12 protein-coding genes are annotated in these 15,675 nt (G+C 58.7%); 6 read left to right on the top strand and 6 right to left on the bottom strand.

What is annotated here, in order from left to right; translation table 11 throughout:
- Positions 1-30: 30 nt before the first annotated feature.
- Complete coding sequence (locus ACNPM8_RS07890) at positions 31-2,139, bottom strand: DNA gyrase/topoisomerase IV subunit B (protein WP_105656859.1); 2,109 nt, start codon at positions 2,137-2,139, stop codon at positions 31-33.
- A gap of 221 nt (positions 2,140-2,360) precedes the next feature.
- Between ACNPM8_RS07890 and ACNPM8_RS07885 the strand changes: the two genes are divergently transcribed.
- Positions 2,361-2,585, top strand: a complete 225-nt coding sequence (locus ACNPM8_RS07885) for a DUF7455 domain-containing protein (protein WP_105656767.1) — start codon at positions 2,361-2,363, stop codon at positions 2,583-2,585.
- A gap of 126 nt (positions 2,586-2,711) precedes the next feature.
- On the opposite strand, the gene ACNPM8_RS07880 is transcribed toward ACNPM8_RS07885, so the two are convergent.
- From ACNPM8_RS07880 to ACNPM8_RS07865, 4 genes are all read right to left on the bottom strand, one after another.
- On the bottom strand, positions 2,712-3,923 hold the full coding sequence (locus tag ACNPM8_RS07880; RefSeq protein ID WP_332485997.1) for an RNA polymerase sigma factor: 1,212 nt from the start codon (positions 3,921-3,923) through the stop codon (positions 2,712-2,714).
- Positions 3,924-4,177: 254 nt separating this feature from the next.
- The gene (locus ACNPM8_RS07875; RefSeq protein ID WP_402741163.1) at positions 4,178-5,281 is read right to left on the bottom strand and encodes a DUF4192 family protein; all 1,104 of its coding nucleotides are present in this window, start codon (positions 5,279-5,281) and stop codon (positions 4,178-4,180) included.
- A gap of 85 nt (positions 5,282-5,366) precedes the next feature.
- Positions 5,367-6,629: an MFS transporter gene (locus tag ACNPM8_RS07870; protein ID WP_105656770.1), complete on the bottom strand. Its 1,263-nt coding sequence runs from the start codon at positions 6,627-6,629 to the stop codon at positions 5,367-5,369.
- Positions 6,626-7,588, bottom strand: coding sequence for a proteasome assembly chaperone family protein (locus ACNPM8_RS07865; RefSeq protein WP_448939601.1), 963 nt, complete (start codon positions 7,586-7,588; stop codon positions 6,626-6,628). Before ACNPM8_RS07865 ends, ACNPM8_RS07870 begins: the two co-directional genes overlap by 4 nt.
- 254 nt (positions 7,589-7,842) lie before the next feature.
- Between ACNPM8_RS07865 and ACNPM8_RS07860 the strand changes: the two genes are divergently transcribed.
- The 4 genes from ACNPM8_RS07860 to ACNPM8_RS07845 all read left to right on the top strand — a co-directional run bounded on the left by ACNPM8_RS07860 (position 7,843) and on the right by ACNPM8_RS07845 (position 13,306).
- The gene (locus ACNPM8_RS07860) at positions 7,843-9,357 is read left to right on the top strand and encodes a leucyl aminopeptidase (RefSeq protein ID WP_448939600.1); all 1,515 of its coding nucleotides are present in this window, start codon (positions 7,843-7,845) and stop codon (positions 9,355-9,357) included.
- Between the two features lie 283 nt (positions 9,358-9,640).
- The gene (gene lpdA / locus ACNPM8_RS07855) at positions 9,641-11,020 is read left to right on the top strand and encodes a dihydrolipoyl dehydrogenase (RefSeq protein ID WP_105656773.1); all 1,380 of its coding nucleotides are present in this window, start codon (positions 9,641-9,643) and stop codon (positions 11,018-11,020) included.
- 117 nt (positions 11,021-11,137) lie between these two features.
- Positions 11,138-12,844 carry a 2-oxoglutarate dehydrogenase, E2 component, dihydrolipoamide succinyltransferase gene (gene sucB, locus ACNPM8_RS07850; RefSeq protein ID WP_448939599.1) on the top strand — a complete coding sequence of 569 codons (1,707 nt, stop codon included), beginning with the start codon at positions 11,138-11,140 and terminating at the stop codon, positions 12,842-12,844.
- A 111-nt stretch (positions 12,845-12,955) separates the two neighbouring features.
- The gene (locus tag ACNPM8_RS07845; protein WP_105656775.1) at positions 12,956-13,306 is read left to right on the top strand and encodes a hypothetical protein; all 351 of its coding nucleotides are present in this window, start codon (positions 12,956-12,958) and stop codon (positions 13,304-13,306) included.
- Between the two features lie 78 nt (positions 13,307-13,384).
- On the opposite strand, the gene ACNPM8_RS07840 is transcribed toward ACNPM8_RS07845, so the two are convergent.
- Positions 13,385-14,929 carry a serine/threonine-protein kinase gene (locus ACNPM8_RS07840; RefSeq protein ID WP_448939598.1) on the bottom strand — a complete coding sequence of 515 codons (1,545 nt, stop codon included), beginning with the start codon at positions 14,927-14,929 and terminating at the stop codon, positions 13,385-13,387.
- A gap of 45 nt (positions 14,930-14,974) precedes the next feature.
- On the opposite strand from ACNPM8_RS07840, the gene lipB reads away from it, so the two are divergent.
- On the top strand, positions 14,975-15,649 hold the full coding sequence (lipB, locus tag ACNPM8_RS07835; RefSeq protein WP_286134117.1) for a lipoyl(octanoyl) transferase LipB: 675 nt from the start codon (positions 14,975-14,977) through the stop codon (positions 15,647-15,649).
- Positions 15,650-15,675 lie beyond the last annotated feature (26 nt).

Raw genomic sequence — 15,675 nt, 5'->3', positions numbered from 1 at the left:
AGGGCCAGGGACTTCGCCGTTTGCATTGCTCTAGACGTCGATACGATCTCGTTCAAGATCGTCGGCGCCGTCGATAATGAACTTCTTGCGAGGCGCTACGTCGGAGCCCATCAGCAGATCAAAGACCTCCTCGGCTGCCTGCGCATGCTCGATGCCGACACGGCGCAGCATACGATGACGCAGATCCATGGTGGTTTCAGCCAGCTGGTCCGCGTCCATTTCGCCTAGGCCCTTATAGCGCTGGATCGGCTCCTTGTAGCGTCGGCCTTCCTTCTCCAAGTTGGCCAGCAGCTTGGTCATTTCCGCCTCAGAGTAGGTGTAGATAACCTCATTCTGCTTCGACCCCGGATTGATCACCTCAATGCGGTGCAGCGGCGGAACCGCTGCATAGACGCGACCGTGCTCGATCATGGGACGCATGTAGCGATAGAACAACGTCAACAGCAATGTCCGAATGTGCGCACCGTCAACATCAGCATCAGTCATCAAAATGATCTTGCCGTATCGGGCTTGCTCAATGTCGAAGCTGCGCCCCGAACCGGCCCCAATCACCTGGATCATCGCTGCGCACTCCGCGTTCGAGAGCATGTCCGAAATCGAGGCTTTTTGCACGTTGAGGATCTTGCCTCGAATTGGCAGCAGCGCCTGGTACTCGCTGGAGCGCGCGAGACGGGCAGTGCCCAATGCGCTGTCGCCCTCGACGATGAACAGTTCAGACTTTCCAACTTCCTTGCTGCGGCAATCGAGCAGTTTGGTTGGCAGCGAAGAAGACTCCAAAGCGGTCTTGCGACGCTGGGTTTCCTTGTGCATACGTGCCGACACGCGAGATTTCATCTCGTTGACGACCTTCTCCAGCAGCGTGGACGCTTCAGCCTTCTCGTTGCGCTTATTGGATCCCAGTCGGTCGTTGAGTGCCTTCTCCAGCACCTTGGAAACAATCTGGCGCACCTGCGGTGTACCCAAAATTTCCTTGGTCTGCCCTTCGAACTGCGGCTCTGCCAGTCGGACGGTCAGCACGGCAGTCATGCCCGCCAGCACGTCGTCCTTCTCCAGCTTGTCCTTCTGGCCGAACTTGAGCTTCCGCGCATTGGCCTCCACGTTCTTGCGGAAGGACTTGAGCATGGCCTGTTCGAAGCCGGCAGTATGCGTACCGCCCTTGGGGGTCGCAATGATATTCACGAAGCTGCGCAGCGAGGTTTCGTAGCCGATTCCCCAACGCACCGCGACGTCAACTTCGCAGACACGCTGCACATCTTCAATATGGCTGCGACCACTGCCATCGATGACCGGAACCTTTTCATGGAACGATCCGCTGCCATGGAAACGCCAGATGTCCGTGACCGGCGAGTCGCTGCTCAGATAGTCGACGAACTCGCTAATGCCGCCATCATGCTGGAACACTTCCTCATGAGGCCCGTCCGCACCCGGGGTATCCGGTAATCCACGTTCATCGCGCAGGGTGATGCGCAACCCAGGAACCAAGAAGGAGGTCTGGCGCGCTCGATCCTGCAAATCCTTATAGGAGAACTTCGCATCCGGGGTGAAGATATGGTTATCCGCCCAGTAGCGAATGCGCGTTCCAGTCACGCCCCGCTTGGCTTTGCCGATAACGCCCGGAGCCGTCGCCGTCTCATGAGCCTTGAAAGAAGCGTCCGCTTTCTTGCGGCCCTTATCGGTAAATTTGCCTGGCTCTCCACGACGGAACTGCAGGCCGTAGGTCTTGCCGCCGCGGTCAACTTCGACGTCCAAACGGGCCGACAAGGCGTTGACGACCGAGGCGCCCACGCCGTGCAGACCGCCCGAAGCACTGTAGGAGCCGCCACCGAACTTGCCGCCGGCGTGCAGCTTGGTGAAGACAACTTCCAAACCGCTCAAGCCTGTCTTGGGTTCAACATCGACAGGAATGCCGCGGCCGTCATCCTGGACTTCAACGGAGCCGTCAGAGTGCAAGATGACGTCAATTGCCTGGCCGAAACCGCCCAGCGCTTCGTCAACTGAGTTATCGATGATCTCCCAGAGGCAATGCATCAAGCCACGGGAGTCGGTGGAGCCGATGTACATGCCTGGGCGCTTACGAACCGCTTCCAGGCCTTCCAAGACCGAAAGGTGCCGGGCGCTGTAATTGTCGGATGAAGCCACTGAGCTGTTGTCTCCTACTTGCATGAGAAAGTACGTCTTATTCCATATTCTAATCGTTAATGTGTTCGAATACCCGCTATTTTCCGGTGCTGCCCAGCACGCCGGTCTCCTATGGCCTTATCCACATGCGCTACGCGGTGAGCGAAAGAACAGGCAAATCGGGATAAAGTCGGAGCCCAAGCTGGTTGTATAGAGTAACCATCAACTTTAGGAGGCTGGCAATGACTACTACGACCGCTAGTCGTGAACTGAACGCCCTCGACCGGTGCGACCGCTGCGGCGCACAGGCCTACGTGCGAGCCGTGCTGGCTTCGACAGGCGGTGAGTTGCTCTTCTGCGCTCACCATGCCCGCGATGTAGAACCGAAACTGCGTCCGCAGACTTCGGTCTGGCAGGATGAGTCCTCGCGACTCTATGAAAAGCCCAAGGTGGACGCCAACGACTAAACTCGTTGCCAGCCACTAATTCGAGAAGGTGACCCAATTCTGGGTCACCTTCTTCTTGCATTAACGGCAAATAAAAAATGTGGCCAGCAGTTCAATGAATGAACTACTGGCCACATCCTCAGATTCTTAGTCTAGGTAATCGCGCAGTACCTGGGAACGCGATGGGTGACGAAGCTTGGACATCGTCTTGGACTCGATCTGGCGAATGCGTTCACGAGTCACACCGTAGACCTTGCCGATTTCATCCAAGGTCTTAGGCTGGCCATCGGTCAGGCCGAAGCGCATGGCCACCACGCCTGCTTCACGCTCTGAGAGCGTGTCGAGCACCGAGTGGAGCTGCTCCTGCAACAAGGTGAACGAAACTGCATCGGCTGGGACTACTGCTTCCGAGTCTTCAATGAGGTCACCGAATTCGGAGTCGCCGTCTTCACCCAATGGGGTGTGCAAGGAAATTGGTTCGCGACCATACTTCTGGACTTCGACAACCTTTTCAGGGGTCATGTCCAATTCCTTGGCCAGCTCTTCTGGGGTTGGTTCGCGGCCCAGGTCCTGGAGCATCTGGCGCTGGACACGTGCCAGCTTGTTGATGACTTCAACCATGTGCACTGGAATACGAATGGTACGTGCCTGGTCAGCCATGGCACGGGTAATTGCCTGGCGGATCCACCAGGTGGCGTAGGTCGAGAACTTGAAGCCCTTGGTGTAGTCGAATTTCTCCACTGCACGGATCAGGCCAAGGTTGCCTTCCTGGATCAGGTCCAGGAACAGCATGCCGCGGCCGGTGTAGCGCTTGGCCAGCGAAACTACGAGGCGAAGGTTGGCTTCCAGCAAGTGGTTCTTGGCGATCTTGCCGTCGTGGATGATCTGCTCATAGTCCCAGCGCAAGCGCTGGTCCATCGAGCCGTCGTCCTTTTCCAACTTGTCAGTTGCGAACAGGCCCGCTTCGATGCGCAGAGCCAAGTCAACTTCCTGCTCAGCGTTCAGCAGCGCGACCTTGCCGATCTGCTTCAGGTAATCCTTGACTGGGTCAGCGGTCGCTCCAGCGACCATGACCTGCTGCTGTGGAGCATCATCGTCACCGGTTGAAAGGGTGAAGCCCTTCGAATCATCGTCAGACTTCGAGTCCTTCGAATCGGTGCCTTGCTCAACATCGTCATCGGCGTCAGCCGACGCTCCGGTTGATTCGTCTTGCGCTGCAGTTTCAGCAGCGACCTTTTTAGTCCGAGGCTTGGCCTTGGTAGCGCGCTTCTTCGCTGCAGGGGCGGCTGCCTCGACCTCGGCCGCTTCAACCTCGGCCTCAGTTGCTTTGCGATTAGCGTTCGTCTCAGAAGATGACACGAATAACCTTTCTAACGATGCGTTCCGGATGCACCTGCCGGTAACACCACTATGACCCTGTCAAGTCCGATGGCGTTTAATCATTGACTAAACACCGAGGGCTGGCACATTGATATCAACGCATCAAGCCCGCCTAATGTTCCCGAAATCCGGAGATTTCAAGACATAGGCAATTCGAACCTAACCGGGTCTGTTGTCCCATTATCCATGAATTGCCACCAGGACACCACTTGAGACACTCCGGTTGTTGCTGCTCAGCTGAAACTAGCACGCCATGCCCGCAATTGGTCGGTCGCCCATTCTGGCATGATTCCATGGGACATCAGCTTTTGCAGCAGCCTGGCCAGCTCGTAATTCGGGTTTTCCTCGACCGCTCGCCCCAACAGGCACAACGCCATGGTTCCCCTGCCTCGCGCCCACTCGATCCACGCAAGAATGCACAGCAGGGCCTGCCGCGCGTTGCCTTCAGCAACGCCGAGCAGGTCTCTGGCGACCAGCCACAACCGGTCAATCCGCTGCCAGTCCGGAGCATGCCAACCACGTCCCAGCAAATAGTTGGTCAACGGCGCGGCGGCAGCTTCGCGATCCCCGCGCATCACGCCGAACAGCACATCCAGTGATGCTTCGAGTCCTTGACCAGCCAGGTACGGAAGAAGGTCACGCACGATTTTCACTTCCAAGGAACCCAGTAGCAATGCGGCGTGCTCATGCTCATCGTGAATCCAGGCCCGGGCTTCCGGCTCAGCCAGATCCATGGTCTGCAGCCACGCTTCCAAGCAGTTGACGACGTTGTGCTGCTGATTCGAGATGATCTTCAGGATCTCAGCAGCCTGCGGCCATTGCGGGATTCCGCTACCGTCCCATGGAATGTCCAACGGAGCCGACCCGGCGAAGACCAACGACAAATGCGTTTCGTTCGTTTCCACCGGGCGCACGGGGGTCGGCTCTGCGTAATCATCGGTCGCGTAGTTCCAGACCACACGATCCTGCCGGCACCAGCTGTGACGCAGCAAGACCTTTTTGCTTGTCAGCCCCTGCTCTAGCTGCGCGACCAGATCCGCGTAGGGAATACCGGAGCCGTCCGACGTTCCTTCGGGCGCATAGACCACCAGAACCACCCCTTGGATATGGGGCATTCGTTCTAGCAGGCTCAGCAGCTGCGCGGTCCACGTCCCGCGCTCCGCCGCGGTGTTTTCCTCGGGCAGATCAACTCGCAAGGTCGCTTCCAGATGGTCCTCGTCTATCAGCATCAGCACGGCCGAATTCTGAGGATAGAAACCTAGGGCATGGGGCACATACGCCAAGATGTCCTCGCAACTGGACAGCGAGAGAGGGTGGCGTTCCGGTGTAGTTGTCATGGCTCCACGGTGCAACGCTGCGCTAGGCGCATGAGGTCAGAGGCTGCGAGCTGTGGAGAACCTTTCGGATCGCCCCGGTGCGGGCTTACTGCTCGGCGAGGAAGCGGCGCGCCTTGCGGCGTTCAACGACCATGAACACCATACCGAGCAATGCCATGGCGAACTGGACTGACAGGGCCACGCGGAAGGCCTGAAGATTGTAGAGCTCGCCCACCGAGCCGTTGGCCTTATACAGCATGTCCATGATGAATCCGATGACGTAGATCGTGACAAAGGCACCTATGAACCCGCCGGTGTTCACCAGGCCGGTGGCCGTTCCCAGCACCTGCGGCGGGTTGAACGTTCGGGCGAAGTCGAAGCCGATTACGGAGGCCGGGCCACCGGCGGCAATGGCGATCATCAATAGCACCAGAATCCATAGCGGGGCCTGCCCTGGCCAGAATAGGACGACTGCCCACATCACCAGGATTGAGCCGACAATGCCCAGGGCAAAGTTGGAACGCTGGCTGGCATGGCGCGAGGTCAGGGCGCCGAGGATCGGTCCCACCACGATGGAAACGACAACGAACACCGCCATCAAGCCCGATGCCAGCGCACCGTCTATGCCTTGGCCTTCGACAAGGAAAGGATAGCCCCAGGTCATCATGAAGGTGTTGATCATGAATGCCGTGGAGAAGTGGGTCCAGAACCCCAAACGGGTTCCTGGCTGTTTCCAGGCCCGGGCGATCCGCGAGCCGGTCTCCTGCTCCCCCTGGCCGGACCCTTCCCAGGTCCTGCCATTGCGCACGAAAGCGATCGTGGTGATGAAGGTGGCAAAAGCGAAACCGGACATGACCGAGAACGCCGCGGACCAGCCGACGCCCAGCAAGATCATATGGAAAGGAAAGAGGCTGATGAGCTGGCCGAGCTGGCCGAAGGTACCGGTGAGCTGGGTCAGCACCGGGATTCGCGAGCCGGAGAACCATAGGGGCAACAGCTTGAGCACCGATACGAAGACCATCGCATCGCCCATGCCAACCATGACGCGCCCGGCCAACCCCATGGGGACGTTGACTGAAATCGCAAGAAACGCTTGGCCTGCGGCCATCAGCAGGGCGCCGCAGGTAATCAGGATGCGCGGACCGAATTTATCCAGCAGCAGCCCTACGGGCACCTGCGCGCCGGCATAGACAACCAGCTGCACGACGGAGAAGGTCGCCAAAATCTGCGCGCTGGCATCAAATCGTTCGGTGGCTTGGATGCCAGCGACGCCGAAGCTGGTGCGCTGCGAAATTGCAGAAATGTAGGCAAGAATTGCGAAGCCGAAGACAACCCACGACTTTGGTGAATTCAGATGGGCCTGGCTCACTGGTCGTGATCACCTGGCAACGGTTCGATGTGACCGTTTTTCAACCAATCTTCAGTGTTCTCAATGGCCGCAAGGAAATGCTCGGCGCTGGCGCCCAATTCCTCGGCATCCGCCATCTGCTCGTCTTCATCCAGCAACAGCGAGCGCGGTTCATGCTCTTTGGCATGCGCATCGAACCGTTCTTCGAATCCGTCGACCATTTGGCGAACATCGCTATTGGTTTCAAGCTGTTCGGCTAGCTGCTGGTCGACCAGTCGACCTGCCTCACGCAGCTTGTCCGTTGGCAAAGCCAGCTTCAGTGCCGCTCCTACGTATTCCAGCGGCGCAACGGCAACGGCCGGGTACTCGGATTCGGCGAGGTAGTGCGGGGTGTGCAGGGAGTATCCCACGACATCACGGCCAGCTTCGCTCAGGCGAATTTCGAGCAGCGAGGCCAGACCTGCTGGCGATTCCACCGTAGGGCTCCACGTCGAGATGTTCTCGATCAGATCCTTGCGGTTTCCATGTGCGGTAACGCCTACCGGGCGGGTATGCGGCACCGGCATCGGCAACGATGCGGTCCCCACAACCAGCGATACGTTGAAGGCTTCAATGAAGGAATGCAGTTCCGCGATCACGCGTTCCCACTTCAAGTCGGGTTCTACACCGGTGAGGAACCAGAACTTGCGGTCCATCTCATCGGTCATCAGGTAGATCTCCATGCGTGGAGCCTGGTATCCAGCGAAGTGGTCACCCAGGAAAGAGACCCGCGGGCGCTGGGAGGTGTAGGCGATCAGCTCATCGGCGTCGAAAGTGGCGAAGAGCTCCGAGTCGAGGCGTCCGAAAAGCTCGTTGGAGACCTGCGAATGGTTATGCCCGGCATCGCTGATACTCTTCAGCGAGACGAACATGCCAAGACCTTGAAGGCGCGAGTCATCCAAGTCGTCTGCGACCAGCGTCATCAACGATTCCTTGGACATTTTCTCCTCATTCAGGGTCGGCATCCGGCAAAGCGGGAGCGGCAACCATCGGCTGGGACTGCACCTCAAGTACAGATCAATGGTCCATCTTATCGCTACTTGGCTTTCGCTCGCTGTGAAGTAACGCACGATGACGCGGAACCTCGGATAACCTTGGGGTAGGAGACGCACAGCCCGCCGGCATGACCTGTTCCGGAAAACCATAGGGGCTGTCGCGACCTTAGACCCTACAAAGGCATAGAAGGAATGATTTTGTGATCAACTCCAGTGATCTCACTTTGAGCGCCATTGGCGCCGACATCAAGCGCAAGAGCGCTGACACCCTCATCCTGGGTGTACTCAAGAACGGCGAAAAGGTGTCCATCGCGGCATCCCCATTCACCGCCGAAACCACCACTTCCCTGGAGCAGTCGCTTTCAGCTTTGGGCGTTGCCGGGAAGGCCGACGAAATCACCGCGCTGCCAGGCGTAGACGGTGCCAAGACCAAGACCTTGCAGTTCATCGGCCTGGGCGTTGACGAGCTAGCTGATCTGACCGAGGAGAAGCTGCGCCGTGCCGCCGGTTCGGCTGCCCGCCAGCTGAGCAACGCCAAGAGCGCCATTTTCGCCCTGCCTGCTGACAGCGTGGAGCGCGTGGCCGCCATCGCAGAAGGCATCGCGCTGGGCAGCTACCGCTACGAGAACCACCGTTCGAAGAAGAGCGAGAAGCCGGTACTGGCCGAAGCCCAGATCGTCACCTCGGTAGCGACGTCCAAGGACCTGCCAGCAGTACTCAAGCGCGCTGCCATCCTGGGCCGCGCAGTACGGGGCACCCGCGATCTGATCAACGCCCCAGCCAACGTGCTGTACCCGGAGTCCTTCGCCGCAGCAGTGAAGGACCACTCCAAGTCCCTGCCGCTGAAGGTCACCATTTTCGACGAGAAGCGCCTTGCCAAGGACGGCTTCGGCGGCCTGATCGGTGTTGGCGGCGGTTCGGTTCGCCAGCCGCGCATGGTCAAGATCGAATACGCGCCGTCGAAGGCCGCCAAGCACATCGCCTTGATCGGCAAGGGCATTACCTTCGACACCGGTGGCACCTCGCTGAAGCCTGCTGCCGGCATGCACGCCATGAAGTCCGACATGTCCGGTGCCGCCGCGGTTTTCCAGACCGTTGCCGCAGTCGCCGAGCTTGGCCTGAATGTCAAGGTCACTGCCTGGCTGTGCCTGGCAGAAAACATGCCTGGCGGCGCCTCGACCCGTCCGGGCGATGTGCTGACCATGTTCGGCGGCAAGACCGTTGAAGTGCTCAATACCGACGCCGAAGGCCGCTTGGTCATGGCCGATGGCCTGGCAGCTGCCAGCTTGGAGAAGCCGGATGTCATGATCGACATCGCTACGCTGACCGGCGCCCAGATGCTGGCCCTGGGCCTGCGCACCGCAGGTGTCATGGGCGACAAGCAGGGCGCCAGCGACTTGGTTGCCGTCTCGGACAAGGTGGGCGAATTGGCTTGGGCCATGCCGCTTCCGGAGGAGCTGCGCCCGTCCATCGAGTCGCAGGTTGCCGATCTGGCGAACATCGGTGAGCGCATGGGCGGCATGATGACTGCCGCCGTGTTCCTCGAAGAGTTTGTCGGTGAAGTGGACGGCAAGAAGATCCCTTGGGCCCACATCGACTTCGCTGGTCCTGCGTTCAACGAAGGCAGCGCCTGGGGCTACACTCCGAAGAACGGCACCGGCTCCCAGGTACGCACCCTGGTTGCCTACGCAGAGCAGCTCGCTGCAGCAAACTAGCCGCAGCAACGCAGGACTAATGGCAGTTCCTGTGTCCTGGAACTCATCCCGGTATCGCCAGAACTATCTGCACGATGCCGGGATGAGTTTAAAAATAAGAGACATACCTGACTTTTAATGCCCCGAAGGTGACTGCAACCATTGGACGGTACTAAGGTAAGTTTTGAAACATCACCGTGGATTAATGGTGCGCGCCCGCATGTGTCACGCTCCAGGAAGTCCACACCCGATCCCCTGGTCGGCCTAAGCCGGCCTCACTAAGCGAATACGAGGGAGCGTTCACGTGGCCGATTCGGCAGCAACGCAAGAATTTGATGTCCTCATCCTCGGCGGCGGATCCGCTGGATACTCGGCAGCATTGCGCGCCATCCAGCTGGGCTACACCGTTGGATTGATCGAGAAGGAAAAGCTGGGCGGCACCTGCCTGCACACCGGCTGCATCCCAACCAAGGCTTACCTGCACGCAGCAGAGCTGGCCGAGAACGCTCGCGAGGGTGCCAAGTTCGGCATCAACTCCTCGCTGGAGTCGATCGACCTGGCTGGCGTGCGCAAGTACAAGGAAGACATTGTTGCTGGAAAGCACAAGGGTCTCCAGGGCTTGCTGAAGATGAAGAAGGTCAACGTTATCACCGGTAACGGCCGACTGGTCTCCCAGGATTCCATCGATGTTGATGGCACCGTCTACAAGGGCAAGTACATCATCCTGGCTACCGGCTCCACCTCCAAGACCATGGGTCTGGAAATCGGCGGCCGCGTACTGACCAGCACCGAAGCACTGAACATGGAAGACCTGCCAAAGAGCGCCATCGTGCTCGGCGGCGGCGTCATCGGTGTCGAGTTCGCTTCCGTATGGAAGTCTTTCGGCGTCGACGTCACCATCGTCGAGGGCCTGCCTTCGCTGGTTCCGAACGAGGACCCAGCCATCATCAAGAACCTGGAGCGCGCTTTCAAGAAGCGCGGCATCAAGTTCAACACCGGCGTCTTCTTCGAGAAGGTCGAGCAGGATGCTAACGGTGCCAAGGTCTCCCTGGCTGACGGCAAGGTCCTGGAAGCAGAGATCGTTCTGGTTGCAGTGGGTCGCGGTCCGGTAACCGAGGGCCTCGGCTTCGAAGAGCAGGGCATCACCATTGACCGCGGCTTCGTGATCACCGATGAGCGCCTGCACACCGGCGTTGGCAACATCTACGCAATCGGCGACATCGTTCCAGGCGTACAGCTTGCACACCGCGGTTACCAGCATGGCCGCTTCGTAGCCGAGGAAATCCACGGCATGAAGCCAACCATCGTCGAGGACATCAACATCCCGAAGGTGACTTTCTGCGAGCCAGAGATCGCTTCCGTGGGCTACTCCGAGCCGAAGGCCAAGGAGAAGTTCGGTGCCGACCAGATTGAAACCACCGAGTACAACTTGGCTGGCAATGGCAAGTCCTCGATCCTGGGCACCAGCGGCATCATCAAGATGGTTCGCGTCAAGAACGGCCCAATCGTTGGCGTTCACGGCATCGGCGGCCGCATTGGCGAGCAGATCGGTGAAGCCCAGCTGATCGTGAACTGGGAAGCTTACCCAGAGGACGTATCGCAGCTGATCCACGCACACCCAACCCAGAACGAGTCCCTGGGCGAAGCCGCAATGGCTTTGGCCGGCGCCCCGCTGCACGGTTAATCACGCTTTGGTCATACAGGCAGCGCGTTAGTTCAACGCGCTGCCTGTATGCACTAGGCTCGGAGGCAACGCCTCCCACCACTTTTCAAGCTTTATAAAACAAGGAGATACGGGACGATGTCTGAAACCGTAAACCTACCCGCACTGGGTGAAAGCGTTACCGAAGGTACGGTAACCCGCTGGCTGAAGCAGGTCGGCGACCGTGTAGAGGTAGACGAGCCGTTGGTGGAAGTTTCCACCGACAAGGTTGACACTGAAGTTCCTTCGCCGGTTGCCGGCATCATCGAGGAAATCTTCGTAGCCGAAGACGAGGACGCTGAAGTTGGCGCCCCACTGGTTCGCATTGGCGATGGCTCCGGCGCTGGCGAAGCTGCACCAGCAGCTCCGGCCGCTGAAGAAGCACCTGCCGAACCAGCCGCTGAAGAAGCACCAGCAGCACCTGCAGCCGAAGAAGCTCCAGCAGCTGCACCAGCCGCCGGCGCTGCTTCAGGCACCGAAGTGACCCTTCCAGCTCTGGGCGAGTCGGTTACCGAAGGTACCGTCACCCGCTGGCTGAAGGAAGTTGGCGAGGAAGTCTCCGTCGACGAGCCACTGCTTGAGGTTTCCACCGACAAGGTTGACACCGAAGTTCCTTCCCCCGTTGCAGGTACCCTGCTGGAAATTCGCGTTCCAGAAGATGAGACCGCTGAAGTTGGCGCTGTTCTGGCTGTTATCGGTGCAGCTGGCGCTGCTCCAGCTGCCGCCCCAGCCAAGGAAGAAGCACCAGCTGCTGCTCCGGCTCCTGCAAAGGAAGAGGCTCCGGCCGCTCCGGCTCCCGCTAAGGAAGAGGCACCTGCCGCTCCGGCCGCTCCCGCTCCTGCAAAGGAAGAGGCACCGGCTGCTGAGGCAACCAATGAGTCCGGCTACGTCACCCCACTGGTCCGCCGCTTGGCTAACCAGCACAGCATCGACATTGCTTCGGTGAAGGGTACCGGCGTTGGCGGTCGCATCCGCAAGCAGGATGTCTTGGACGCTGTTGCCGCCCAGGAAGCTGCTGCACCAGCTGCCGCCCCTGCTCCTGCCGCCGCGAAGCCAGCTGCTCCTGCAGTTGAGGTTTCCTCGCTGCGCGGCACCGAGGAGAAGGCTCCACGTATCCGCCAGGTCATCGCTCGCCGCATGCGCGAATCCCTGGACGTATCGACTCAGCTGACCCAGGTCCACGAGATCGATATGACCCGCATCGTGAAGCTGCGTGCTTCGGCAAAGGCCAACTTCAAGGCCACCAACGGCGTGAACCTCACTTACTTGCCATTCATCGCCAAGGCTGTTGCCGAGGGCCTGAAGGCACACCCTAAGTTGAACGCCGAGTACAACGAAGAGACCCAGAAGATCACCTACCACAATGCCGAGCACTTGGCATTCGCAGTCGACACCGACAAGGGCCTGCTGGTTCCTGTTGTATCGAACGCTGGCGATCTGAACCTGGCTGGCATGGCTTCGCGTATCGCTGATGTTGCTGCACGCACCCGCAGCAACAAGATCGGTCCGGATGAACTCTCCGGTGGTACCTTCTCGATCACCAACATCGGTTCGGTTGGCGCACTGTTCGACACCCCGATCATCAACCAGCCACAGGTAGCCATCCTGGGCACCGGTGCGATCGTGAAGCGTCCAATGGTCGTTACCGACGCAGAGGGCAACGATTCGATTGCCATCCGCCACATGATGTACCTGTGCCTGACCTACGATCACCGTCTGGTAGACGGTGCCGATGCAGGCCGCTTCCTGCAGACCGTCAAGGCTCGCCTTGAAGGCGGCGCTTTCGAAGGCGAACTGGGACTGTAAAGATCCAGCTTTCGCTTTCGCAGCCTAGGTAGATAATCGCCCCTGTCGTTGATCCGACAGGGGCGATTCTGCGTTTTCTACGATCAGTCGAAAATAGATTAGGCTAGTATCATGACTATTCTTCTTTCAATCCTGATTTTCGTGCATATCTTGGGTGCAGCAGCTATCTTCGGCGGCTGGCTTGCTAATTTCAAGACTCCAACCGTCTCCGTATGGCAGTGGTATGGCGCTATCGTTCAGGTCGTAACGGGTCTGGCCATGGTCGGTATTCTCGAGGCTGGCGACGGTTCGCCAAACCACATGAAGATTGGAATCAAGTCGCTGATTGCAATCATTATCTTGGTGGCAGCGTTCCTTGGCCGGAAGAAGATGAAGAACGGCGAGGAAGTTCCTACGGGGATCGCTCACGCCGTGGGTGGCATGGCCTTGATCAACATCGCCATCGCGGTACTCTGGAACTAATCAGCATTAGCATTGACGGCGGGAGCCGCAACCATCAGCTTGGAGCAAGCTGTGGTTGCACCTCCCGCCGTTTCGCTTTTAACGGCGCAATACCTTGCCAATTTTCCAGCGCTCGTCTTCCAGCACTAGTTCCACTTCGATGCGTTGCGGCTGCGCGGTCTGGACGGCGTGAACCGTGGCTCCGCGGGCATCCACGTAGCGGTATTCCTCTTGGGTAGAAGTGGCAGCAAGAATGACAGAGTCCCCCTGCCCACGCGCCGATACTGTGACGTCCGTGAGTCTCGTGCGCAATCCCGCAAATTCCAAACCCATTTTCCGAAGCTGATCGATTGTTTCGAGATCTCGTTGCAGCTGCTCCGCTCCTGAAGTGTAGAGCCCCTTGAGCTTCTCCCCCGCCAGCTGCCCCATCGCTTCATCGCGCTCTCTTGAAAGCGCGAGGAATGCAGAGATCACGGTGTCCCGATTCAAGGCACAAGCTGGAACGTGCGCCCCGTCTTCAATTCTGCAGCTTTGCTCTGCTGACGGTACTGCCGTAGCCGCAGTCGTTTCGGTGGCCACAGCCGCACGGAAATGATTGACGCCCACGAGGCTCCCGATAATAACCAAGGAGCCCAGTGCTGCGGCACCGGCCAATTTCACGGCCCCGGGGGTCCGGCGCAATCGATGGCTATGCCAGGAGTCATCGCGGCTGGGGCTTCGCTGCCTGCTTGCGGTATCGGCCTGGCGCTTGAATCGCTTGTGCGCAGCATTCTGTTCCGCGGATGGATGGATGGTCTCCATCAGATGAGTAGCTTCTGGAGCTACATGCCCTTCCCAGCTGATGGGCTCTGCCGGACAGCTTGCGAACAACGTTCGAGCAAACTGATCTGCGGTCGGTCGTGCTTGCGGATCTGGATTCAGCGAATCGATCAACAGTTCATGAATGATCGAAGGGATTCCGGGGAACATCACGCTTGCCGGTGGACGCATCAGTTCCTCTTCGGGAATCCGTCCGGATAGGAGAAACCACAAGCAGGCGCCCAGCGAAAACACGTCCTGCTCTCCAACTTGGCTTTCCCGTACCCCGGCCTGCATTTCAGGGGCCATGAATCCTGGCGTACCGGAGCCGGTGAGCGCCTGCCGTGCTGAAGCTGATTCCTGGAAGTCAATGATCTTCGGCATTCCCTTGGCAGTGAGCAATATATTGGCCGGCGATAAGTCTCCATGGCGTTGGCCCTGCGCATGCATCACCGAAAGAGTCTGCGCGATGGGTGCCAGCGCGGTCACGCACTCCCCCAGGCCAAAGGCGCTTCGACTTGCCACAAGATCAGCCACGCTGCCACCGGGGCAATATTCCATAGCCAGCCCCTCGCCCAATTGTGTCGACAGGGTTCCGTAGAAATCAACGACATATTTCCTTGACTGCTTTACCTGCTCTTGGCGAAGCGAAGTGATGTTTTCCATAGTCAGGCTAAGTTTTAGCGTGAGGTACAACTGGTCGCTTTCCCTCCGGATCAGCCAAACTTTACACGGTGACTTGGAACTTAGCGGCCTTACCGTGACATGCCCGGGGCTTGTCGGCCACGCTAGAACATTCGTAGAATCATCCATGACTCCGTTGTAACCCAGAATCGTATATTGCAAGCTGGATATCCACAGATGGGTTCGACGGCTCTGAATTAGCGACCGATCGTTCAAGAGCGTAGGCTAGCCGTCATGGCGATCGAATTCGAACGAGTCGGACTAGGCTCAAAATTTGTGCCCTACATGGAAGCTTGGGATTACCAAATCCAACTGCATGATGCGGTAGCCGCGGACACGCAAACCCCAAAAGTCCTGTTCCTGGAGCACGAAGCGGTTTACACCGCAGGCAAGCGAACTGAACCTGAAGATCTCCCGATGGACGGGACCCCCGTGGTGGATGTGGATCGCGGTGGAAAGTTGACCTGGCATGGCCCGGGACAGCTCATTGGCTACCCCATCGTCAAGCTACGCAAGATCAGCGCAATCCGACTTTACGTGGAGACCTTGGAAGAAGCCCTGATTAACGTGGTCAGCGAGCTAGGCATTCCGACGGCCCAGATCAAGGGCCGCTCCGGGGTCTGGGTACCGGGCAAAGATGGCGCTCAGGACCGCAAAATCGCAGCCATTGGAATCCGCATCAACCACGGTGTCACCATGCACGGTTTCGCATTGAACTGCTCTAACGCGCTTTCCGCCTACGAACAGATCATCCCCTGCGGCATCTCCGATGCAGGTGTCACCACCATTTCCGAAGAACTCGGCCGTACCGTCACCCCCGAAGACGTCGTTGACCGCGTACAAACCGAAATAGAGCGTCTGCTCACCCCTCAAGTCGTCTAGACAGTCACGCCCTCACCAAAGAAAGA

The organism is Glutamicibacter sp. AGC46, assembly GCF_053543715.1.
The sequence above is the reverse complement of the archived record's forward strand: the minus strand, read 5'-3'. Positions and strand labels throughout refer to the sequence as shown.

What these genes read in the sequence shown, in the direction of transcription:
- ACNPM8_RS07885 (WP_105656767.1), top strand. Translation starts at nt 2,361, where the DNA reads ATGACTACTACGACCGCTAGTCGTGAACTGAACGCCCTCGACCGGTGC.
- ACNPM8_RS07875 (WP_402741163.1), bottom strand. Translation starts at nt 5,281, where the DNA reads ATGACAACTACACCGGAACGCCACCCTCTCTCGCTGTCCAGTTGCGAG.
- ACNPM8_RS07865 (WP_448939601.1), bottom strand. Translation starts at nt 7,588, where the DNA reads ATGTCCAAGGAATCGTTGATGACGCTGGTCGCAGACGACTTGGATGAC.
- sucB (WP_448939599.1), top strand. Translation starts at nt 11,138, where the DNA reads ATGTCTGAAACCGTAAACCTACCCGCACTGGGTGAAAGCGTTACCGAA.
- ACNPM8_RS07845 (WP_105656775.1), top strand. Translation starts at nt 12,956, where the DNA reads ATGACTATTCTTCTTTCAATCCTGATTTTCGTGCATATCTTGGGTGCA.